Source organism: Pseudomonas sp. W5-01 (assembly GCF_046540435.1).
Lineage (GTDB): Bacteria > Pseudomonadota > Gammaproteobacteria > Pseudomonadales > Pseudomonadaceae > Aquipseudomonas > Aquipseudomonas graminis_B.
This window is the reverse complement of the sequence record NZ_JAXCIP010000001.1, coordinates 136042-156283: the sequence shown is the minus strand read 5'-3', so window position 1 is coordinate 156283 and position 20242 is coordinate 136042. Positions and strand designations below refer to the sequence as shown.

The window sequence follows — 20242 nt, the reverse complement described above, 5'->3', positions numbered from 1 at the left end:
GGATTGCCGTGATGAGCGTCATGCTAGGTGCGTTCATGGCGGTCCTCGATATCCAGATCACCAACTCGTCGCTCAAGGACATTCAGGGCGCGCTGTCGGCGACACTGGAAGAAGGCTCGTGGATTTCCACCTCGTACCTCGTCGCGGAAATCATCATGATTCCGCTGACAGCGTGGCTGGTGCAGCTGCTCTCGGCGCGACGTCTGGCGGTCTGGGTGTCGGTGGGGTTTCTGCTGTCGTCCCTGCTCTGCTCGATGGCCTGGAGCCTGGAAAGCATGATCGTCTTTCGCGCCCTGCAGGGTTTCACCGGCGGCGCGCTGATCCCGCTGGCGTTCACCCTGACCTTGATCAAACTGCCGGAGCATCACCGGGCCAAAGGCATGGCGCTGTTCGCCATGACCGCCACCTTCGCCCCGTCCATAGGCCCGACCCTGGGCGGCTGGCTGACGGAGAACTTCGGCTGGGAGTACATCTTTTACATCAACATCCCGCCAGGGCTGGTGATGATCGGCGGCCTGCTCTACGGGCTGGAGAAAAAGGCGCCCCACTGGGAATTGCTCAAGAGCACCGACTACGCCGGCATTGTCACCCTGGGGGTCGGGCTGGGCTGCTTGCAGGTGTTTCTTGAAGAGGGGCATCGCAAGGACTGGCTGGAATCGAACCTGATCGTCGGCCTGGGCAGCATTGCGCTGGTGAGCCTGATCAGCTTTGTGATCATTCAGTTTTCCAAAGACAAACCGCTGATCAACCTGGGCATTCTCGGCAACCGCAATTTTGGGCTGTCGAGTATTTCCAGCGTGGGCATGGGCGTCGGGCTGTATGGCTCGATCTATCTGCTGCCGCTGTACCTGGCACAGATCCAGGGCTACAACGCCCAGCAGATCGGTGAGGTGATCATGTGGATGGGCGTGCCCCAGCTGTTTCTGATTCCGCTGGTGCCGCAACTGATGAAGGTCATCTCGCCGAAGCTGCTGTGTACACTGGGGTTTGGCTTGTTCGGGCTGGCGAGCTTTTCGTCCGGCGTGCTCAATCCGGATTTCGCCGGGCCGCAGTTCAATCAGATTCAGCTCGTGCGGGCGCTGGGTCAGCCGCTGATCATGGTGACTATTTCGCTGATCGCCACAGCGTTCATTCAGCCCCAGGACGCGGGGTCGGCGTCGAGCCTGTTCAACATTCTGCGGAATCTGGGCGGCGCCATCGGCATTGCGCTGCTGGCGACGTTGCTGGATGCGCGGACCAAGACCTACTTCGACTACTTGCGCGAATCGATCTCCCCCGCCAACCCGCAAGTCGCCGAACGCATGGCGATGCTCACCGACCGGTTGGGCAGTGAAACGGCGGCGTTGGGCAAGCTCAGCGAGATCGCCCATCAACAGGCGGCGATCATGGCCTACAACGACGCGTTTCATTTTGTCGGGATTGCGCTGGGGATCAGCATGCTGGCGGTGCTGTTGACGCGGAAGTTGCCTTCGGGGGTCGAGAGTGGCGCGGCGCATTAAGCCGCCCTGAAACGCCGAGAACGCCTTCGTGAGCAAGCTCACTCCCACAAGGTTCAGCGGCGTGACCGAGATGCCGAGTCAACCCGGATCGTGTGGAAGCGCCACCCCGGTCACTCCCGCGAGTCCTCAAACTGCCAGCAGGCGCTCGCGCAGTTTGCCGATCTCGTCGCGCATTTGTGCCGCGGCTTCGAACTCCAGGTCGCGGGCCAGTTGGTACATCTTCTCTTCCAGCTGACGAATGCGTTTGGTGATTTCGCTCGGCGAGCGCAGTTCGGCCTCGTACTTGGCGTTCTCTTCGGCGGCTTTGGCCATGCCTTTGCGCTTCTTGCTGCGCGAGCCGGGCACGGTGGCGCCTTCCATGATGTCGGCGACGTCCTTGATCACGCTTTTCGGCGTGATGCCGTTGGCCAGGTTGAACGCGATCTGCTTTTCGCGACGACGATCGGTTTCTTCGATCGCACGCTCCATGGAACCCGTGATGCGATCGGCGTACAGGATCGCGCGGCCGTTGAGGTTACGCGCGGCCCGGCCGATGGTCTGGATCAGCGAGCGCTCGGAACGCAGGAAGCCTTCCTTGTCGGCATCCAGAATCGCCACCAGCGACACCTCCGGCATGTCCAGGCCTTCGCGCAGCAAGTTGATCCCCACCAGCACGTCGAAGGTGCCCAGGCGCAGGTCGCGGATGATCTCGACGCGCTCGACGGTGTCGATGTCCGAGTGCAGGTAACGCACGCGCACGCCGTGGTCGGCCAGGTAATCGGTGAGGTCTTCGGACATGCGCTTGGTCAGCGTGGTCACCAGCACCCGCTCCTCGATCGCGACGCGCTTGTGGATCTCCGAGAGCAGGTCGTCGACCTGAGTCAGCGCCGGACGGATCTCGATCTGCGGGTCGACCAGACCGGTCGGCCGCACCACTTGCTCGACGATGCGGCCCGCGTGCTCGGCTTCGTAGTTACCCGGCGTCGCTGAGACGAAAATGGTCTGCGGGCTGACGTTTTCCCACTCATCGAAACGCATCGGCCGGTTATCCAGAGCCGACGGCAGGCGGAAACCGTATTCCACCAGCGTCTCTTTGCGCGAACGGTCGCCCTTATACATGGCCCCGACCTGGGGCACGCTGACGTGGGATTCGTCGATCACCAGCAGCGCGTCAGCGGGCAGGTAGTCGTAGAGCGTCGGCGGCGGCGCGCCAGACGGACGCCCGGACAGGTAGCGCGAGTAGTTTTCGATGCCGTTGCAGTAACCCAGCTCGAGGATCATCTCCAGGTCGAAACGGGTGCGCTGCTCCAGACGCTGGGCTTCCACCAGCTTGTTGGCGCCGCGCAGGTATTCCAGACGCTCGTTCAGCTCGACCTTGATGCCTTCCATCGCCTCCAGCAGCGTTTCCCGCGGGGTCACGTAGTGGCTCTTCGGGTAGAAGGTGAAGCGCGGCAGTTTGCGAATCACCTCCCCGGTCAGCGGATCGAAGGCAGAAAGGCTCTCGACCTCGTCATCGAACAGCTCGATGCGGATGGCTTCCAGGTCCGATTCCGCCGGGAACACGTCGATCACGTCGCCGCGCACCCGGAAGGTCGCCCGAGCGAAATCCATGTCGTTGCGGGTGTATTGCAGGTCGGCCAGGCGACGCAGCAAAGCGCGCTGGTCGAGCTTGTCGCCGCGATCCACATGCAGAACCATGCGCAGGTAGGTTTCCGGACTGCCCAGACCATAAATGCACGACACCGTGGTGACGATGATCGAGTCTTTGCGCTCCAGCAGCGCTTTGGTCGCGGACAGGCGCATCTGCTCAATGTGGTCGTTGATCGACGCGTCCTTCTCGATGAAGGTGTCCGACGACGGCACGTAGGCTTCCGGCTGGTAGTAGTCGTAGTAGGAAACGAAGTACTCGACCGAGTTGTTCGGGAAAAACGCCTTGAACTCGCCGTACAGCTGGGCGGCCAGGGTCTTGTTCGGCGCCAGCACCAGGGTCGGGCGCTGCACTTGCTGAATGACGTTGGCGATGCTGAAGGTCTTGCCCGAACCGGTTACACCGAGCAGGGTCTGGTGCGACAGGCCGGCGTCGATGCCTTCAACCAACTGACGAATCGCCTCCGGTTGATCGCCGGCCGGCTCAAAACGGGTAACGAGCTGAAACTCGGACATAACGTACCTCTGGAGGGGCCACTGCCGGATGAATCCTGCAGCAACGCAATTGAGCACGGACGGCTGATCCCGTCAGGGAAAAGACGTACATAAAAGAAGTGATGGGACTACAAGTGGAGTCGACGGCGCCACCTTTCAAGCCACCCTCCGCAGATTAGTCCGCGGCACGGGACTAACGGTCGAAAAATTTCGCGAAAAACCCTGAAAAACCTGCGCGGGACTGTCGCCCGCACTGGCGCAGGCCTTTATACTTGCTCCCCGTTTGTGCACCGCTCTAGTGCAATCGGCTGGAGCGACGCGACCCATTCACTCCCCACTCAGAGCCCCCGCACAATGAGCCTGTTCTCCGCTGTCGAAATGGCACCACGCGATCCAATCCTGGGCCTCAACGAAGCATTCAACGCCGATACCCGCACGACCAAGGTCAATCTGGGTGTCGGCGTTTACAGCAACGAAGAAGGGAAAATTCCGCTGCTGCGCGCCGTTGTCGAAGCGGAAGAAAACCGGGTGGCCCAACACCTGCCCCGCGGCTACCTGCCCATCGACGGCATCGCTGCCTACGACAAGGCCGTGCAAACCCTGCTGTTCGGCGCTGAGTCGCCGCTGCTGGCTTCGGGCCAAGTGATGACGGTCCAGGCGGTCGGCGGCACGGGCGCTCTGAAAATCGGCGCGGACTTCCTCAAGCAGCTCTCCCCTGACGCCGTTGTGGCGATCAGCGACCCAAGCTGGGAAAACCACCGCGCGCTGTTCGAAACCGCCGGTTTCCCGGTGCAGAACTACCGTTACTACGACGCCGCCACCCATGACGTGAACCGCACGGGCATGCTGGAGGATCTGCAGAACCTGCCGTCCGGCTCGATCGTCGTGCTGCACGCCTGCTGCCATAACCCCACTGGCGTTGACCTGACCCTGGAAGACTGGAAGAAGGTGCTCGAGGTGCTGAAGGCCAAGGGTCATGTGCCGTTTCTGGACATGGCGTACCAGGGCTTCGGTGACGGGATTGACGAGGACGCAGCGGCGGTGCGTTTGTTCGCTGACAGCGGCATGACGTTCTTTGCTTCCAGTTCGTTTTCGAAGTCGTTTTCGCTGTATGGCGAGCGGGTCGGTGCGTTGTCGATCGTGACGGATTCGAAGGAAGAGACGGCGCGGGTGTTGTCTCAGGTGAAGCGTGTGATCCGCACGAACTATTCGAACCCGCCGACCCATGGCGCGTCGATTGTGGCGACGGTGTTGAACAGCCCTGAGTTGCGTGCCAAGTGGGAGGAGGAACTGGGCGAGATGCGCCTGCGGATTCGCGGGATGCGTGAGGAGATGACGCAGCGTCTGGCGAATAATGCGGCGGGGCAGGATTTCAGTTTTGTCGCGCGTCAGCGGGGGATGTTTTCGTATTCGGGTCTGACGACGGCGCAGGTTCATCGGTTGCGCAACGAGTTCGGGATTTATGCGTTGGATACCGGGCGGATTTGTGTGGCGGCGTTGAATCAGGGGAATATCGGGGCTGTTACCGAGGCGATCCTGGCGGTTATCTAAACCGCCAAGATTTTAAGGTCAAGATCAGGAGCGTCTGCCTGGGGGCAGACTGTTTCGCCTTCGGCGAGTTACTTGGAAAAGCACCCCAAGTAACCAAGGGTGCTTGCTCCTGGCTAGGTTCCTCCTTCGTCGGAATACCCTCACTTCGACGACGCTCCGTGGGCCCGCGCCGAACGGACATCCATGTCCTGACGGCGCTCTCGCCGCATCCATGCGGCTCGGCCCACTCCGCGTCGCCTGCGTTCAGCCTGCACCCAAGTCGCGATGGGTGTCGTCTGAACTTTTTGTGTAGGAAGATCAAAAGCAAATCAAAAGCTTCCCGGCTGAAGCCGGTCCTACAGTCATCGCCAGTCCTACAGGTGCGCACGGTCTGTTAGTGGGACCGGCTTTAGCCGGGAAGAGGCCGGTGTGGGCGCAGGCAGCTTTGCTGATCAAACACCGTCCCTGTGGAAGCAAACTTGCTCGCGAATGCCGCTGCCGTTGCCGTTGCTGTGCTCTTGATCTTCGTACGCAAAAAGCCCAAACACCGCTAATCGCGACTTGGGTGCAGGCTGAACGTAGACGACGCGCAGTGGGCCGGCAATCCGGGCTCTTGGAAAAAAGTGCCCCGCCGTAAGGGCGGAACCCTAACAACAGCACACCGAGATAATGGATACGCGTAAATCTCTGCGCGTTTATCCGCTTTTCGGAGCCTGCGACTACGCCTTCTTCCGATACGCCATCGAATCATCAATCCGCTTGAGTATGTAATCCCCCGCCGCCACCGCCGGATAAAGGCTTGCAGACGCCTCAACCCCCAAATCGCACGGATCAACAACCGCCCCATACGTCGGGTCATAAAACGTCGCGATCGAATAGCGCTCATGCCCTGACTGACTGATCACCCGATGCAACGTCGACCGGAACCGATCATTCGACCAGCGTGCCAACAAATCCCCCACGTTCACCACCAGACTGCCCTCGATCGGCGTTGCATCGATCCACGCCCCGCTGGCCAACTCACGCACCTGCAAACCCCCACTGCTGTCCTGATGCAACAGCGTGATACAGCCATAATCCGTGTGCGGCGCAACGCCGAACTGATCAGCCTCGGCCCGGGGTGGATGCGGCGGGTAATACACCATCTGCGTACGCTGCAAACGCTTGCCGTATTTCGGCGCAAAGAAACCCGGCTCGATACCCAGGCCCACCGCCACCGCCCTCAACAGATCAGCGCCCGCCTTGCCGATCTCCTCGTAATACGCGTCCAGCGCCACCCGCAATTCCGGCATAAAATCCGGCCACTGGTTCGGCCCGCGCAACGCCTCCCCCGCCAGCACGCTCGGGTCATCCTCCGGCAGCTCCAGGCCGATGCTGAAAAACTCCTTGAAATCCGGCTTGGTCGCTTCATACATCAACGCCCCGCCCAACGCATGCCAGCCGCGATGACGTTTGTTCACCGCCACCTGGCGCTTCACCTCCGGCGCAAAGGCGAAGAAGGTTTTTGCGGCCGCCATGGTGCGGTCGATCACCTGACGGGGCACGCCATGGTTGATGATGTAGAAGAAGCCGCTTTCGCTGCAGGCGCTGCGGATGGCTTCGCCGACGCGGCGGAGCGCAGCATCGTCGCCCTCGCGGACGCCGGCCATGTCGATGATCGGGAGGTTGGCGGTGACGGTCATGGCTGGCTCCGGGCGCAGGAATCGGACTGGGCGGTATAGACCGGATCAAGCATTTACTGTGCCGCGCCGCCCACCGCGTTATTCGTAGGACCGGCTTTAGCCGGGAATGAGGGAGTGCGTCCACACTCAATTCTGCGGTGTGACATACGACGCTTTCCCGGCTAAAGCCAGTCCTACAGCGAAGCCGTTAGCGCCCTCAGTCTAATGGCGTCGATCAACTGGCCTGCATCTTGCCTCAGCTGTCTATACAGCCTTCCCCGCTTTCAGGCACGCCCCACCCCTGACGCGGATTGACCGAGTGGATTCCATGAGCGACCTGCAACAGACCATCCGCCAGTTGCGCCAGGCCCTGGGCGATGCTCAGGTGCTGACCGGCGAAGCCATCAGCCCGCGTCATTACAGTGACTGGACCCGCCACGCGCCGGCCTGCCCCGCTGCGCTTCTCCTCCCGACCAGCACCGAACAGGTCTCCCTCGCCCTGCGCATCTGTAACGCGGCGGGGCAAAGCGTGGTGCCCCAGGGCGGCATGACCGGCCTGGCGGGCGGCGCGGTTCCGCGCACCACCGACATCGCGTTGTCGCTGGATCGCCTGCGCGGCATCGAGGAGATCGACACGGCCGCCGCGACCGTCAGCGTGCGCGCGGGCACGACGCTGGAAGACATCCAGCACGCGGTGGCCGACGCCGGCTTCCTGTTTCCGCTGGATCTGGGCGCGCGAGGCTCGTGCCAGATCGGCGGCAATATCGCTACCAATGCCGGTGGCAATGCGGTGATTCGTTACGGGATGACCCGCGATCTGGTGCTCGGTCTGGAGGTGGTGCTGGCGGACGGGCGTGTGCTCGATCTGATGAACAAGATGATCAAGAACAACTGCGGTTATGACCTAAAACAGTGCTTCATCGGCAGCGAAGGCACCCTTGGGGTGATTACCCGAGCAGTATTGAAGATGGCGCCGCCACCCGGTCCGACCACCACGCTGCTCTGCGCCCTGCCTGATTACCCGAGCGCAGTTGCCCTGCTGCGGCGCATTCAGTCAAGCGTCGGGACGCCCCAGGCGTATGAACTGATGTGGCAGGATTTCTTCCGCCTCGGTGTGTCGTGGCTTGCCACCTCAACCCAAGAGAAGCCCGTCGCGCCGATGCCCGATCATCATCCGCTCTACGTGCTACTGGAATCGTCCGCCCCCGGCGATGCGCTGGAGCAGATCCTTGCAGCCGCCATTAAGGCCGGCGAAGTCGTCGATGCCATTCTCGCGACCTCCCAGACCCAGGCCCGCGGGCTGTGGAAGATTCGCGAGGCCACCGGCGAGTTTCCCCAGCGCATGGCGCCGCTGAATTTCGACATCAGCCTGCCCATCGGCCGCATCGGTGAGTTCGCCGAGCGCTGCCGTGAGCGCATCGACGCGCGCTGGCCGGGTAACCGAAGCGTGTATTTCGGCCACATCGGCGACAGCAATCTGCATTTGACCGTGGACTGCAACTCGCTGCCGCAGCCCGCTCCGGTGCTGGAAATCGAGGGGTTGGTCTACAGCGCCGTCGGCGAGCTGGGCGGCGCGGTGTCGGCCGAACATGGCATTGGCCTGCTCAAGCGCGAGTTTCTCCACCACTCGGTGAGCGTGGAAGCGTTGCAGGTCATGGCCGAGCTCAAGCGCAGTTTCGACCCCAACGGCATTCTCAACCCGGGGAAGATCCTCGGCTGATCGCGCCCCGCAGGTTGTCTATACCGGTATGGCACGCTAACTGCAGTGGCAGAATCTAAAGCAAACCCCGCACCCGCTCACCGAACATCCCGCAGCATCGACGCAACACGCCGCATCCACCCAGGAGCCATCCCATGCCACTCGACTCTGTGTTCCGCAGGACGTTTAACCGCTTGAGTATCGCTACCGCCCTGGCGCTGTTGCCATTGGCGGTGCTGCCCTTGTCGGCCCACGCCGATCAGTTGGCCGATGTGAAGAAAGCCGGTGAGCTGGTGGTCGGCACCGAAATGCAGTTCGCGCCGTTCGATTTTCTCGAAGCGGGCAAACAGAAAGGTTTGAACGCTGAGCTGTTCGAGGCGCTGGGCCAGGAGCTGGGGGTCAAGATCAAGTTCCTCGACCTGCCGTGGCCGAGCGTGCTGCCCGGCCTTGAGGCGAAGAAATTCGACGTGGTGGCCGGCCCGATCATCGTGACCAAGGCGCGCAAGGAGCGTTACCACTTCGTCTCGCCGATTGCCGAAGCGACCGTGGCCCTGCTCGCGGGCGCCAAGGACGACAGCCTCAGCAAGCCTGAAGACATCGCCGGTAAAACCGTCGGTGCCGGCAAGGGCTCGGCGCAGCTGGAGGAGCTGAAAGCCTTCGCCGCCACCCTGCCGCAGAAGGTCACCATTCGTGAATACGTCGACAACAATCAGGCCTACGCCGACCTGGCCGCCAAGCGCATCGTCGCCGTGGCCAACTCGCTGCCGAACATCTCCTTCGTCGCCGCGCAGAAGAGCAATCTGTACAAAGTGGTGCAGCCGCCGTTCGGCAAGAAGTCCTATTTTGCTTATCTGGGCCGCAAGGACGCCGATGCCGACAGCCTGATCGCTGCGCTGGACGCTGCCTTGAACAAGATGCACGACGATGGCCGGCTGGCCGCACTGCAGAAGAAATGGCTCGGCGCGGAAATGGACGTGCCGAAAGGTGATTTCGAGCCGACGTGGTGAGGCGGAGCTGAGTCAACTGCATCGTCCCGAAACGATGCACGACCTGTAGGAGCGTGGCTTGTCCCGCGATCTGCCAAGAAGTGGCAGCAAAAGAAACGACGATGCACATCTGGCGCAGCGTGGTCGAATCGACAGGCGTCTGCTTCGCAGACGATCGCGGGACAAGCCACGCTCCTACAAGATTTGCGTCAGGCATACGCTGGAGAAACGCCGTGTTCGATTGGCCCTTGCTGCAGCAAAACGCGCCGCTCTTGCTGGGCGCCCTGTGGGTGACGTTGCAGGTGTCGATGGCCGCGCTGGTGTTCGGCTTTGTCATCGGCATTGTCGTCGGCAGCCTGCGCCTGTCGCCGATCCCTCTTTTGCGCCGCCTGGGTGGCGCCTACATTTTCGTGTTCCGCGGCATTCCGCTGCTGGTGCAACTGCTGTTCATCTATTACTTCCTGCCCCGGGTCGGCCTGCCCAACGTCTCGCCCACGGTGGCGGCAATCATCGGCTTGTCCCTGGCCGCCGGCGCGTACATCGCCGAGATCATGCGCGGCGGTTTTCTTGCCATTCCCGGCGGTCAGCTGGAGGCCGCCGGGCTGTTGGGCCTGAGCGACGCGCAAATGCTCATGCGCATCCGCGTGCCCCAGGCCGTGCGCCTGACGCTGCCGGCGCTGGTCAATGAAATGATCCTGCTGATCAAGGCCTCGTCGCTGGTCTCGGTGGTCGGGCTGGCCGATCTGACCCGCACGGCACAGAACCTTGCTGCCAGCGACTACATGTTCGTCCAGGACTACCTGATGCTCGCCGGCTTCTACTGCCTGATCAACGTGCCGCTGGCGTATGCCGCGAGCCTGCTCGAAAGACGAATGAAGGAGCGCACGGCATGACCTTCGACCCGAGCATTTTCACCGACCACCTGAGCGACATCGGCTCCGGGTTTCTGGTCACCCTCGGCACCTGGAGCAGCGGCGTCGTGCTGGGCCTGGCGCTGGGCATGCTGATCGCCGTCGCCCAGGTGTTCGGCAACCACTTTGTGCGGGCGCCGCTGCGGGCGTTCATCGAGCTGATCCGCAGCACGCCGTTTCTGGTGCAGCTGTTTCTGGTGTATTACGGCGGGCCGTCGTTCGGCATCAGCCTCGACCCGATTCCCGCCGGCATCCTCGGCCTGGGGGTTTACGGCGGCGTGTACTTCGCCGAGATCTTCCGCACCGGTTTCCAATCGGTCGCCCGGGGTCAGCTGGAAGCCGCCGATTGCCTGGGCATCACCCGCCTGCAATGCGTCTGGCGCATCCAGGTGCCGCAGATGCTGGTGATGATTCTTCCGGCGCTGGTGAACATGGTCACGGTGTTGTGCAAGGAAACCGCCGTGCTGTCGATCATCACCATTCCCGAGCTGACGATGGTCCTCACCGGCATCGGCTCGGAAACCTTCGCCTTCGTCGAAACCCTGCTGATGCTGTGCATCGGCTACCTGATTCTGGTGGAGCTGTGCTCGCGGCTGGGCATGCTGCTGGAAACCCGCGTCGGCCGGTTCATGAGCAGGCAACCCCGATGAACAGTCTTCTGATCCCCGGCGGCAACGCGCCCGCCCCGCCTTACGAAACAACCCGCGAAACGACCCGCAAATCCCTGGATGAACCTATGAAAACCAACGACGAGCAGTCGACCGTCCTGACCCTAAGCCAGGTGGGCAAAAGCTTCGGCAATCTGCGCGTGCTCAAGGGCATCGACTTCCAGGTGCAGCGCTCGGAAGTGGTGTGCCTGATCGGCCCGTCGGGCTCGGGCAAAAGCACCTTGCTGCGCAGCATGGCGTTTCTGGAGGAGTACGACGAAGGCGAGATTCGCATTGAAGGCCAGTTGCTCGGCTGGCAGGACACCGACAAGGGCCGTCGCCGCGCGCCGCAATCGCACATTAATCAGGTGCGGCGCAACGTCGGCATGGTCTTTCAGCAGTTCAACCTGTGGCCGCACATGACCGCCCTCGGCAACGTCTGCGAAGCCTTGCGACGGGTGCGTAAGCTCTCGGCGGACGAAGCAAAAAAGCGCGGCATGGCGATGCTCGACAAGGTCGGGCTGGCGCACAAGGCCGAGGCCTATCCTGCGCAATTGTCCGGCGGTCAGCAGCAGCGGGTGGCGATTGCACGGGCGCTGGCGATGGAGCCGCACATCATGCTGTTCGACGAACCCACCTCGGCCCTCGACCCGGAGTTGGTGGGTGAAGTGCTGCAGGTGATGAAGACCCTGGCGAAGGAAGGCATGACCATGGTCGTGGTCACCCATGAGATGGGCTTTGCCGCTCAGGTGGCCGACTCGGTGATTTTTCTCGATCAGGGCGAAATCGTCGCGCACGGCACGCCCCGGCAGATTTTCCACAACCCCGAGCAACCCCGGCTGCAGCAGTTCTTGCAGAACTACCTGGACCGCAACGCGTTCTGGCAGGACGCCAAACCATGATGCGCTGTTTTTAAGGCCGTCAACCTGTTCGGCAAGGGAGAAACATGATGGACAAGCCGGCACCCCAGGCCCTGTATCGGCGGGCGAAATCCTTCGTTCACGGCAAGCTGTCGTCAGGGGAGTGGCAGCCCGGCGACTTGATTCCGTCGGAGAACCGCCTGGTGGTCGAACTGGGCATGTCGCGGATGACCGTCAACCGGGCGTTGCGCGAGCTGACCGAAGAAGGCCGCCTGCTGCGGGTGTCCGGGGTCGGCACCTTCGTCGCCGCCAGCAAGCCGCAATCCAACCTGCTGCGCATCACCAACATCGCCGACGAAATCCTCGCCCGGGGCCATCGCTACCGTTGCCAGGTGCTGCACCTGGCACGGGAATCGGCGTCGATGCCCATCGCCTCGGCCCTCTCGCTCGCCACCGGCGCGTCGGTGTTTCACCTGTTGTGCGTGCACTACGAGGACGATGTGGCGGTGCAGCTGGAAGACCGTTACGTCAATCCGCACGCCGCGCCGGACTTTCTGCAGCAGCCTTTTGGCGACGCGTTGCAGTCGGCGCGCTATCTGTTGCAGATCATTCAGCCCGATGAAATCGAGCACATCGTCGAGGCCAGCCACCCGAGCGCCGAGGAGCTCAAGCATTTGCAGATCGAACCGGGCGAGCCGTGTCTGGTATTGATGCGCCGCACCTGGAACAGCGGCAACGTGGTGACCTACGTGCGGCTGGTGCACCCTTCGTCGCGTTATCGACTGGGCAGTCGCATGCCGGCGACCGGCGCCTATCGCGACACCTGAGCGCTGCCGGTCAGCACATGGATCGAACCCTTGCGCGCCGTTGCCCTCGATATCTGTAAGTCCTGTGAACGGGATATGACAGAAGAGGTGCATATGGCTACCCAGAACAATGATCAAACCGTCAACCGTAACGACCCGGCGATCAGCCCGGCCGCGCAACCGGAAGCCCCGGACAGCAGCGTGGCGCAGAAGGACACGGTCAAGCCGCAGGGCGAGTCGAAAGACGGCGCGCAGGGTCATGAGAACGCCGGGGTCGATGCGGGGGATAACAGCTTTACCCCGGATTTCGAGCCGGAAGAGCATAAATCGCCGGACACCACCAAAGAGGAGCTGCAGACGGGTGAGCTGGACAAGGACATTGATACCGCCGGGGGTTGAGGGCGGCCTTCGGTCCGGGGTCCAGCTCAGGCTTTTAAGTCTGATTGCGGCGGCTGACTGACCGGGGCACTGGTGGGAGTGAGCTTGCTCACGAAGTGGTCGGTACAGCCGGTGGAGCTTCAGGGGCTTGGCTTAGGTCTTCGCGAGCAAGCTCGCTCCCACGGGATTCTCAACGCCGCCTCTGACCTGGTTCGGATCTAACAGCTCCGCCACCCGCTCGGTCTGGCGGATACTCCATTGCATGGCAACCTAACAAAACGGCACCATCACGCCTTGGTCTGCGCCCGCAGACTTGCCTGAAGTTCATCCCCGGAGCGTTGTCGATAATGGTCCAGCCCGCCACTCAGGATGCCCCGCGCGTCGGTAATAAACTCACACCCCGCGAGTTTCGCGGCATGGCGGCGATTCTGATGTCCATCGCCCTGGCCACCCTCGACACCGCCATCGCCAACACCGCCCTCCCCGCCATCGCGGCTGATTTGAACGCCTCACCGGCGGCGTCGGTGTGGATCATCAACGCCTACCAGCTCGCCGCCGTCGCCACGCTGTTGCCGTTCGCGGCGCTGGGCGGCGTGCTTGGCCATCGCAAGGTGTATCTGGGCGGGCTGATTCTGTTCGTGGTGTCGTCGGCGCTGTGTGCGCTGTCCTGGTCATTGCCGACGCTGACCGTCGCCCGCGTGCTGCAGGGCATCGGCGCCAGCGCGATCATGAGTGTCAACGCCGCGCTGATCGGTTCGATCTTCCCCCACGAACGGCTCGGCCGCGGACTGGGCATGAACGCGCAGGTGGTCGGCACCTCGTTCTCCATCGGCCCGACCGTGGCGTCGCTGGTGTTGTCGGTGGCGAGTTGGCCGTGGCTGTTCGCGATCAACCTGCCCATCGGCCTGTTTGCCCTGGTGTTCGCCTGGAATTCGCTGCCCGCCACCCGCCTCGGCAGTCTGACCTTCGACCGTTTCACTGCGGTGCTCAACGTCATGACCTTCGGGGCGCTGATCTTTGCCCTGAGTCAGGCGGCGCAACTGGGCTCCGTGGTCAGCGTGCTGATCGCCCTGGCGGTGTTTTTGGTGGGCGGCGCGCTGATGCTCAAGCGCGAGGCCGGGCACCCTGCGCCGATGTTCCCCCTGGATTTGCTCAAACGGCCGCTGTTTGCGTTGTCGGCGCTGACGGCGTTCTGTTCGTTCGCCACCCAGGGGCTGGCGTTTGTCTCACTGCCGTTCTTTTTTGAAAGCACCCTGGGCCGCGACCCGATTCAGACCGGGTTTCTGATGACGCCGTGGTCGGTGGTGGTGGCAATGATCGCGCCGTTCGCCGGGCGCCTGTCAGACCGTTATGCGCCGGGGCTGCTGGGCGGGATCGGGCTGGCGATGCTCTGTATGGGGATGATTTCCCTGGCGACTATGCCCGCCGACGCCAGCGTCATGTCGATCATCGCGCGGATGATCCTGTGCGGCATCGGCTTCGGTTTCTTCCAGGCGCCGAACCAGAAAGCGCTGATGACCAGCGCACCGAAGGAGCGCTCCAGCGGCGCCAGCGGCACGATTGCGACGGCACGCCTGATTGGCCAGGCCACGGGCGCGGCGTTGGTGGCCTTGAGTTTCGGCATTTCCAGCACCCACGGCCCGGTGCTGGCGTTGAGCATCGGCGCCGGCTTTGCGGCGGTGGGCAGTGTGGCGAGCGGCTTGCGGTTGGTGACCAAGAACACCGCCAATCCGCGGCCTTAAGCGTCGTCAATCCAGCCAGCGCAGGATCAGGCAATCATCACGCAGGACTGGGTCATCGGTTTGGCGCGCAGGGTTCCTACCATGGGGGACTTCGAGCATCGACCATCGATCAACGGCTTCGGCCCCGAGAGGAAACCCACAATGAGCACATCAAAAACCCTGTTCATCACCGGTGTCAGCAGCGGCTTCGGTCAAGCGCTGGCGCAACAGGCGCTGGCGGCGGGTCATACGGTGATCGGCACCCTGCGCAATGAAGACGCCGTTCAGGCATTCGAAGCCCAGGCGCCCGGTCGCGCCCACGGCGTGTTGCTGGACGTCACCGACTTCGACGCCATCGACCGCGTGGTCGCCGAGGCCGACACCGCATTCGGGCCCATCGACGTGCTGGTCAACAACGCCGGCTATGGTCACGAAGGGATTCTGGAAGAGTCGCCGCTGGAGGATTTGCGTCGGCAGTTCGACGTCAACGTGTTCGGCGCGGTGGCGATCATCAAGGCCTTCGTGCCGCTGTTCCGCCAGCGCCGCAGCGGGCACATCCTCAACGTCACCTCCATGGGCGGTTTCATCACGATGCCGGGGATCTCCTACTACCACGGCAGCAAGTTTGCGCTGGAAGGGATTTCCGAATCCCTGAGCAAGGAGTTGAAGCCCTTCAATGTGTTTGTCACGGCCGTGGCGCCGGGTTCCTTCCGCACGGACTGGGCCGGGCGTTCGATGCAGCGTACTGCGCGGCAGATTGCCGACTACGACGCCAGCTTCGACCCGATCCGCGAGGCCCGCGAAGAACGCAGCGGCAAGCAGCCGGGGGATCCGGTCAAGGCGGCGGACGCGATGCTCAAGCTGATTGATAGCCCCACCCCGCCCGCGCACTTGTTGCTGGGCAGCGATGCGTTGAAGCTGGTGCGGGAAAAGCTCGCGCAGCTGGAAGCCGAGTTTGCGGAATGGGAAGAGGTGTCGCGTTCGACGGATGGGTGAAGTTCGATGAAAGTGCGTCGGCCTAACGGCCACTCCGGTCCCGCTCCGTGGGCCCTGCGTTCAGCCTGCACCCAAGTCGCGTTTGGCGGTGACTGGACTTTTTGCGTATGAAGGTCAAAAGCAGATCAACATCAACGTCAAAAGCTTCCCGGCTGAAGCCGGTCCTACAGACCTGCTGCGTACCCACTGCAGGACTGGCTTTAGCCGGGAAGAGGCCGGCATGACCACCATCATTTTTTCTGGGAAACGCCCTCCTTGTGGGAGCCGTCAACCGGGAACTCGTGGCGTAACTTAACCTACACCCCGCCCCGGCTGAAGATGCGGATCACTTCATCCAGATGCCCCGCCATCGCCTGCCTCGCAGCTTCTGCATCGCGGTGTTGCAAGGCGTCGAGGATCAGGCGGTGTTCGTGCTCGGAGCGGAACGGCATGTCGTCGGAGGTGTAGTGGGCCTGCAAACGCTGGAACATGCTGCCGTACTGATGCCCGAGCAGGTGCTTAATCATCAGCGCATAGGCCGGGTTGCCCGAGGCCTGGGCGATGCGGATGTGGAACAGGCGATCGCCGGGGTGGGTGTGGGAATGCTCGCGGTTGTCCCGGGCGTTGCGTTCGAAGGCCTCGCGGATCGCGTCGAGTTCTTCATCGCTGGCGTTCTGCGCGGCCAGCGCCGCCGCTTCCGGTTCGATCAGCCGGCGCGCCTGAAGCAGGGCAAACGGCGGGATCTCTGCGCTGAAATCCACCTCGATGCCCAGCTCCGGGTCAACGTCCTTCCACTGATCGCGGGTGACCTGAGTCATCACCGGTTCATCGGACAGCTTCTGCCCCGGCGGTTCGCAGACCAGCACGCCATTACCGACGCGCACATCCACCAGCCCGATTACCTCAAGGGCAATCATTGCCTCACGCACCGACGCCCTGCTCACCCCCAGCATCTTCGCCAGTTCACGTTCGGCCGGCAGGCGGCTGCCCGGTGGAAACTCGCCGCTGTCGATCAACGCGCGGAGCTGATCGGCGATCTGGCGATAAAGTCTCCGATTATCAATTACTTGGATTGGCATGGGGAATCGGCTCGGAAATTTTCAGCGCACTGGATCGACAAATGGCCTTGTTGCGGCCCATGACAAGTGCTAAAAACAGGACCAATGGCCTGACCATTGGAGCGCTGCAGTGAGCGGAGCATAGCAAAACCCGATGGGGTTAGCGTGCGTCGTCTTCGCCTGAATGCGGCCTCCGTGGCCCGGTCAGCACACCTGAACCGCTTGATAGCCAGGCAGGTCGTCTCAACAATAAAAACAAGGGATCAACATGGACCTCACCGGTAAGCGAGTGCTCATCACGGCCGCCGCCCAGGGCATCGGTCAAGCCAGCGTCGAGGCCTACCTGAAGGCCGGCGCAGAAGTCTTCGCCATCGACATCAACGGTGCAGCGCTGGACCACCTCCAAGGCGTGCACAAGCGCGTGCTCGACGTCACCGACCACGCCGCCATCGAACGGCTGGCCGCCGAAGTGGGCGCGCTGGACGTACTGTTCAACTGCGCAGGCGTGGTGCACAGCGGCAACATCCTCGAATGCTCCGAAGACGACTGGCGCTTCGCCTTCGACCTCAACGTCACCGCGATGTACAAGATGATCCGCGCGTTTCTGCCGGCAATGCTGGCCAACGGTGGCGGCTCGATCATCAATATGTCGTCGGTCGCCTCGGCCATCAAGGGCGTGCCCAACCGCTTCGCCTACTGTGCGAGCAAGGCCGCCGTGATCGGCATCACCCGTTCGGTCGCTGCTGATTTCGTCGGGCAGAACATCCGCTGCAACTGCATTTGCCCCGGCACCGTGGAATCCCCTTCCCTGCGTCAGCGCGTGGCCGATCAGGCGGCGCGGGAGCATCGTGACGAGTCCGAGGTGTACGCCGCGTTCGAAGCCCGCCAACCCATGGGACGCCTGGGTACGCCCGAGGAAATTGCCCAACTGGCGCTGTACCTCGGGTCGTCCGCCAGCGGCTTTACCACCGGCACTGCGCAAATCATCGACGGCGGCTGGAGCAATTGAGCCCGCCGCCAATCCCGCGTATTCGTTAAACCGATTTCTGATCAATCACCATTTAGAGGACTCCCCATGAAATTGCTGCGTTACGGCGAACCCGGTCAAGAACGCCCTGGCCTGCTGGACAGCAACGGCCGCATTCGCGATCTGACCGATCTCATCGGCGACCTGTCGGGCACCGCCCTGAGCCCGGAAAGCATCGCGCACTTGCAGTCCCAGGACGTCAACAGCCTGCCGCTGGTGGAAGGCAGTCCGCGTATCGGCCCCTGCGTCGCCCAGATCGGCAAGTTCATCTGCATCGGCCTGAACTACGCCGACCACGCCGCTGAAACCGGCGCCGACATTCCGAAAGAACCGATTATTTTCAACAAGTGGACCAGCGCCATCGTCGGCCCCAACGACAACGTGGAAATCCCGCGCAACTCGAAGAAGACCGACTGGGAGGTCGAGCTGGGCGTGGTCATCGGCAAGGGTGGTCGCTACATCGACGAGGCCGATGCGCTGGAACACGTGGCGGGTTATTGCGTGATCAACGACGTGTCCGAGCGTGAATACCAGCTCGAGCGCGGCGGCACCTGGGACAAGGGCAAGGGTTGCGACACCTTCGGCCCGATCGGCCCATGGCTGGTGACCCGCGATGAAATCGCCGACCCCCATCAGCTCAACCTGTGGCTGGAAGTCGACGGCAAGCGCTACCAGAACGGCAATACGCGCACGATGATTTTCCAGATTCCCAAGCTGGTGAGCTACCTGAGCCAGTTCATGAGCCTGCAACCGGGCGACGTGATTTCAACCGGCACACCGCCGGGCGTGGGCCTGGGCATCAAGCCGGAACCGGTGTTCCTGCGCGCCGGCCAGACCATGCGTCTGGGGATTGAAGGGTTGGGTGAGCAGCAGCAGCTGACGGTCGACGCCTGAGGCAGCAAACACCATTCCTGTGGGAGCGAGCTTGCTCGCGAAGAGGCCAGTGCATTCCCTGCCTACTCATCAGGAGTAAAGGCTTCGCGAGCAAGCTCGCTCCCACAGGTTCTGCATGCACTTGAGATCAGTGGTTTCCTCAGTTTTCCCAATACGCCGCGCTGCCCACAACAATGCCAAAGGGACCCGCCATGACCACCATCACCGCCTTGCGCGTTGAAGACATTCGTTTCCCCACGTCGCAATTGCTCGACGGCTCCGACGCGATGAACCCGGACCCCGATTACTCGGCGGCCTACGTCATTCTCGAAACCGATCACCCCACCCTGCAGGGCCACGGCCTGACCTTCACCATCGGCCGTGGCAACGAGATTTGCTGCATAGCGATCAACGCACTGGCCGGCGTGATGGTCGGCTTGACGCTGGAATGGATCACCGAAGACATGGGCCGTTTCTGGCGCCAAGTCACCAGCGACAGCCAGTTGCGCTGGATCGGCCCGGACAAGGGCGCTATTCACCTGGCGACGGGCGCCGTGGTCAACGCCACCTGGGACCTGTGGGCCAAATCCGAGGGCAAGCCGGTGTGGCAACTGGTGGCGGAAATGACCCCGGCGCAACTGGTGCGCTGCATCGATTTTCGCTACATCACCGACTGCCTCACCCCGGACGAAGCCCTGACCCTGCTGACCGAGCGCGCCGAGGGCAAGGCGCAACGGCTGCGAACGCTGCTGGCCGACGGTTACCCCTGCTACACCACGTCGGCGGGCTGGCTGGGCTACCCCGACGACAAGCTGCGCCGGCTGTGTCAGGAAGCGGTCGATGGCGGCTTTTCTCACATCAAGCTGAAAGTGGGCCGCGACCTGCAGGACGACATTCGTCGGGTGCGCATCGCCCGGGAAGTGCTGGGGCCGGATCGCCATCTGATGATCGACGCCAATCAGGTCTGGGAGGTCAAAGAGGCCATCGACTGGGTCCGCGAGCTGGCGTTCGCCAAGCCCTGGTTCATCGAAGAACCGACCAGCCCCGACGACGTCGAGGGCCATCGCACGATTCGTCTTGGCGTCCACCCGGTGAAGGTGGCGACCGGCGAGATGTGCCAGAACCGCATCGTCTTCAAGCAACTGATCATGCGCGGCGCCATCGACGTGGTGCAGATCGACGCCTGCCGGCTCGGCGGGGTCAACGAGGTGCTGGCGGTGATGTTGATGGCCGCCAAATACCAGCTGCCAGTCTGCCCCCATGCCGGCGGCGTCGGCCTGTGCGAGTACGTGCAGCACCTGTCAATGATCGATTTCCTGTGCATCGCCGGGACCCATGAAGGTCGGGTGGTGGAGTATGTCGATCACCTGCATGAGCACTTTGAAGATCCGTGTGTGATTCGCGATGCGGCGTATCTGCCGCCGGCCGCACCGGGTTTCTCGATTCAGATGAAGGCCGCTTCGCGGGAGCAGTACGCGTACAAAGGCTGA

The 20242-nt window shown here is 62.6% G+C and carries 17 protein-coding genes; 14 read left to right on the top strand and 3 right to left on the bottom strand.

The genetic code is table 11. The annotated features are described in order from the left end of the window. Nucleotides 1-8 precede the first annotated feature (8 nt). On the top strand, nucleotides 9-1499 hold the full coding sequence (locus SLW75_RS00570) for an MDR family MFS transporter (protein ID WP_410933777.1): 1491 nt from the start codon (nucleotides 9-11) through the stop codon (nucleotides 1497-1499). Nucleotides 1500-1625: 126 nt separating this feature from the next. On the opposite strand, the gene uvrB is transcribed toward SLW75_RS00570, so the two are convergent. After that, complete coding sequence (uvrB, locus tag SLW75_RS00565; RefSeq protein WP_065986047.1) at nucleotides 1626-3641, bottom strand: excinuclease ABC subunit UvrB; 2016 nt, start codon at nucleotides 3639-3641, stop codon at nucleotides 1626-1628. Nucleotides 3642-3974: 333 nt separating this feature from the next. On the opposite strand from uvrB, the gene SLW75_RS00560 reads away from it, so the two are divergent. After that, nucleotides 3975-5171 carry an amino acid aminotransferase gene (locus tag SLW75_RS00560; protein ID WP_369319394.1) on the top strand — a complete coding sequence of 399 codons (1197 nt, stop codon included), beginning with the start codon at nucleotides 3975-3977 and terminating at the stop codon, nucleotides 5169-5171. Between the two features lie 698 nt (nucleotides 5172-5869). Here the strand turns inward: SLW75_RS00560 and SLW75_RS00555 are convergent. After that, the gene (locus SLW75_RS00555) at nucleotides 5870-6832 is read right to left on the bottom strand and encodes an isopenicillin N synthase family dioxygenase (RefSeq protein WP_410933232.1); all 963 of its coding nucleotides are present in this window, start codon (nucleotides 6830-6832) and stop codon (nucleotides 5870-5872) included. A gap of 307 nt (nucleotides 6833-7139) precedes the next feature. Here SLW75_RS00555 and SLW75_RS00550 point away from each other — a divergent pair, with 307 nt between their 5' ends. From SLW75_RS00550 to SLW75_RS00510, 9 genes are all read left to right on the top strand, one after another. Further along, nucleotides 7140-8531 (top strand): FAD-binding oxidoreductase, encoded by a 1392-nt coding sequence (locus SLW75_RS00550; protein WP_410933231.1) that lies wholly within the window; start codon nucleotides 7140-7142, stop codon nucleotides 8529-8531. 134 nt (nucleotides 8532-8665) lie between these two features. Continuing rightward, complete coding sequence (locus SLW75_RS00545; RefSeq protein ID WP_410933230.1) at nucleotides 8666-9517, top strand: transporter substrate-binding domain-containing protein; 852 nt, start codon at nucleotides 8666-8668, stop codon at nucleotides 9515-9517. A gap of 212 nt (nucleotides 9518-9729) precedes the next feature. After that, nucleotides 9730-10389 carry an amino acid ABC transporter permease gene (locus tag SLW75_RS00540; RefSeq protein ID WP_410933229.1) on the top strand — a complete coding sequence of 220 codons (660 nt, stop codon included), beginning with the start codon at nucleotides 9730-9732 and terminating at the stop codon, nucleotides 10387-10389. Next, nucleotides 10386-11057 (top strand): amino acid ABC transporter permease, encoded by a 672-nt coding sequence (locus SLW75_RS00535; RefSeq protein ID WP_410933228.1) that lies wholly within the window; start codon nucleotides 10386-10388, stop codon nucleotides 11055-11057. Before SLW75_RS00540 ends, SLW75_RS00535 begins: the two co-directional genes overlap by 4 nt. 86 nt (nucleotides 11058-11143) lie before the next feature. Then, a complete protein-coding gene (locus tag SLW75_RS00530; RefSeq protein ID WP_410933776.1) occupies nucleotides 11144-11956 on the top strand; it encodes an amino acid ABC transporter ATP-binding protein in 813 nt (270 codons plus the stop codon). A gap of 44 nt (nucleotides 11957-12000) precedes the next feature. After that, nucleotides 12001-12741: a histidine utilization repressor gene (hutC, locus tag SLW75_RS00525; RefSeq protein ID WP_410933227.1), complete on the top strand. Its 741-nt coding sequence runs from the start codon at nucleotides 12001-12003 to the stop codon at nucleotides 12739-12741. 93 nt (nucleotides 12742-12834) lie between these two features. Continuing rightward, complete coding sequence (locus tag SLW75_RS00520; RefSeq protein WP_410933226.1) at nucleotides 12835-13119, top strand: hypothetical protein; 285 nt, start codon at nucleotides 12835-12837, stop codon at nucleotides 13117-13119. A 395-nt stretch (nucleotides 13120-13514) separates the two neighbouring features. Beyond that, nucleotides 13515-14840 carry an MFS transporter gene (locus SLW75_RS00515; protein WP_410933775.1) on the top strand — a complete coding sequence of 442 codons (1326 nt, stop codon included), beginning with the start codon at nucleotides 13515-13517 and terminating at the stop codon, nucleotides 14838-14840. Nucleotides 14841-14981: 141 nt separating this feature from the next. After that, complete coding sequence (locus tag SLW75_RS00510) at nucleotides 14982-15815, top strand: oxidoreductase (RefSeq protein WP_410933225.1); 834 nt, start codon at nucleotides 14982-14984, stop codon at nucleotides 15813-15815. Between the two features lie 296 nt (nucleotides 15816-16111). Here the strand turns inward: SLW75_RS00510 and SLW75_RS00505 are convergent, their stop codons facing one another. After that, nucleotides 16112-16873, bottom strand: a complete 762-nt coding sequence (locus SLW75_RS00505; protein ID WP_410933224.1) for a FadR/GntR family transcriptional regulator — start codon at nucleotides 16871-16873, stop codon at nucleotides 16112-16114. 247 nt (nucleotides 16874-17120) lie between these two features. Here SLW75_RS00505 and SLW75_RS00500 point away from each other — a divergent pair, with 247 nt between their 5' ends. The 3 genes from SLW75_RS00500 to SLW75_RS00490 all read left to right on the top strand — a co-directional run bounded on the left by SLW75_RS00500 (nucleotide 17121) and on the right by SLW75_RS00490 (nucleotide 20242). Further along, nucleotides 17121-17861, top strand: coding sequence for an SDR family oxidoreductase (locus SLW75_RS00500; protein WP_065986099.1), 741 nt, complete (start codon nucleotides 17121-17123; stop codon nucleotides 17859-17861). A gap of 66 nt (nucleotides 17862-17927) precedes the next feature. Then, a complete protein-coding gene (locus SLW75_RS00495) occupies nucleotides 17928-18773 on the top strand; it encodes a fumarylacetoacetate hydrolase family protein (RefSeq protein WP_410933223.1) in 846 nt (281 codons plus the stop codon). A 191-nt stretch (nucleotides 18774-18964) separates the two neighbouring features. After that, nucleotides 18965-20242 carry an L-fuconate dehydratase gene (locus SLW75_RS00490; RefSeq protein WP_410933222.1) on the top strand — a complete coding sequence of 426 codons (1278 nt, stop codon included), beginning with the start codon at nucleotides 18965-18967 and terminating at the stop codon, nucleotides 20240-20242.

Excerpts from the sequence above, each read along its gene's own strand:
- uvrB (WP_065986047.1), bottom strand. The coding sequence starts at position 3,641 with ATGTCCGAGTTTCAGCTCGTTACCCGTTTTGAGCCGGCCGGCGATCAA.
- SLW75_RS00560 (WP_369319394.1), top strand. The coding sequence starts at position 3,975 with ATGAGCCTGTTCTCCGCTGTCGAAATGGCACCACGCGATCCAATCCTG.
- SLW75_RS00555 (WP_410933232.1), bottom strand. The coding sequence starts at position 6,832 with ATGACCGTCACCGCCAACCTCCCGATCATCGACATGGCCGGCGTCCGC.
- SLW75_RS00550 (WP_410933231.1), top strand. The coding sequence starts at position 7,140 with ATGAGCGACCTGCAACAGACCATCCGCCAGTTGCGCCAGGCCCTGGGC.
- SLW75_RS00545 (WP_410933230.1), top strand. The coding sequence starts at position 8,666 with ATGCCACTCGACTCTGTGTTCCGCAGGACGTTTAACCGCTTGAGTATC.
- SLW75_RS00535 (WP_410933228.1), top strand. The coding sequence starts at position 10,386 with ATGACCTTCGACCCGAGCATTTTCACCGACCACCTGAGCGACATCGGC.
- SLW75_RS00530 (WP_410933776.1), top strand. The coding sequence starts at position 11,144 with ATGAAAACCAACGACGAGCAGTCGACCGTCCTGACCCTAAGCCAGGTG.
- hutC (WP_410933227.1), top strand. The coding sequence starts at position 12,001 with ATGATGGACAAGCCGGCACCCCAGGCCCTGTATCGGCGGGCGAAATCC.
- SLW75_RS00520 (WP_410933226.1), top strand. The coding sequence starts at position 12,835 with ATGGCTACCCAGAACAATGATCAAACCGTCAACCGTAACGACCCGGCG.
- SLW75_RS00515 (WP_410933775.1), top strand. The coding sequence starts at position 13,515 with ATGGCGGCGATTCTGATGTCCATCGCCCTGGCCACCCTCGACACCGCC.
- SLW75_RS00510 (WP_410933225.1), top strand. The coding sequence starts at position 14,982 with ATGAGCACATCAAAAACCCTGTTCATCACCGGTGTCAGCAGCGGCTTC.
- SLW75_RS00505 (WP_410933224.1), bottom strand. The coding sequence starts at position 16,873 with ATGCCAATCCAAGTAATTGATAATCGGAGACTTTATCGCCAGATCGCC.
- SLW75_RS00500 (WP_065986099.1), top strand. The coding sequence starts at position 17,121 with ATGGACCTCACCGGTAAGCGAGTGCTCATCACGGCCGCCGCCCAGGGC.
- SLW75_RS00495 (WP_410933223.1), top strand. The coding sequence starts at position 17,928 with ATGAAATTGCTGCGTTACGGCGAACCCGGTCAAGAACGCCCTGGCCTG.
- SLW75_RS00490 (WP_410933222.1), top strand. The coding sequence starts at position 18,965 with ATGACCACCATCACCGCCTTGCGCGTTGAAGACATTCGTTTCCCCACG.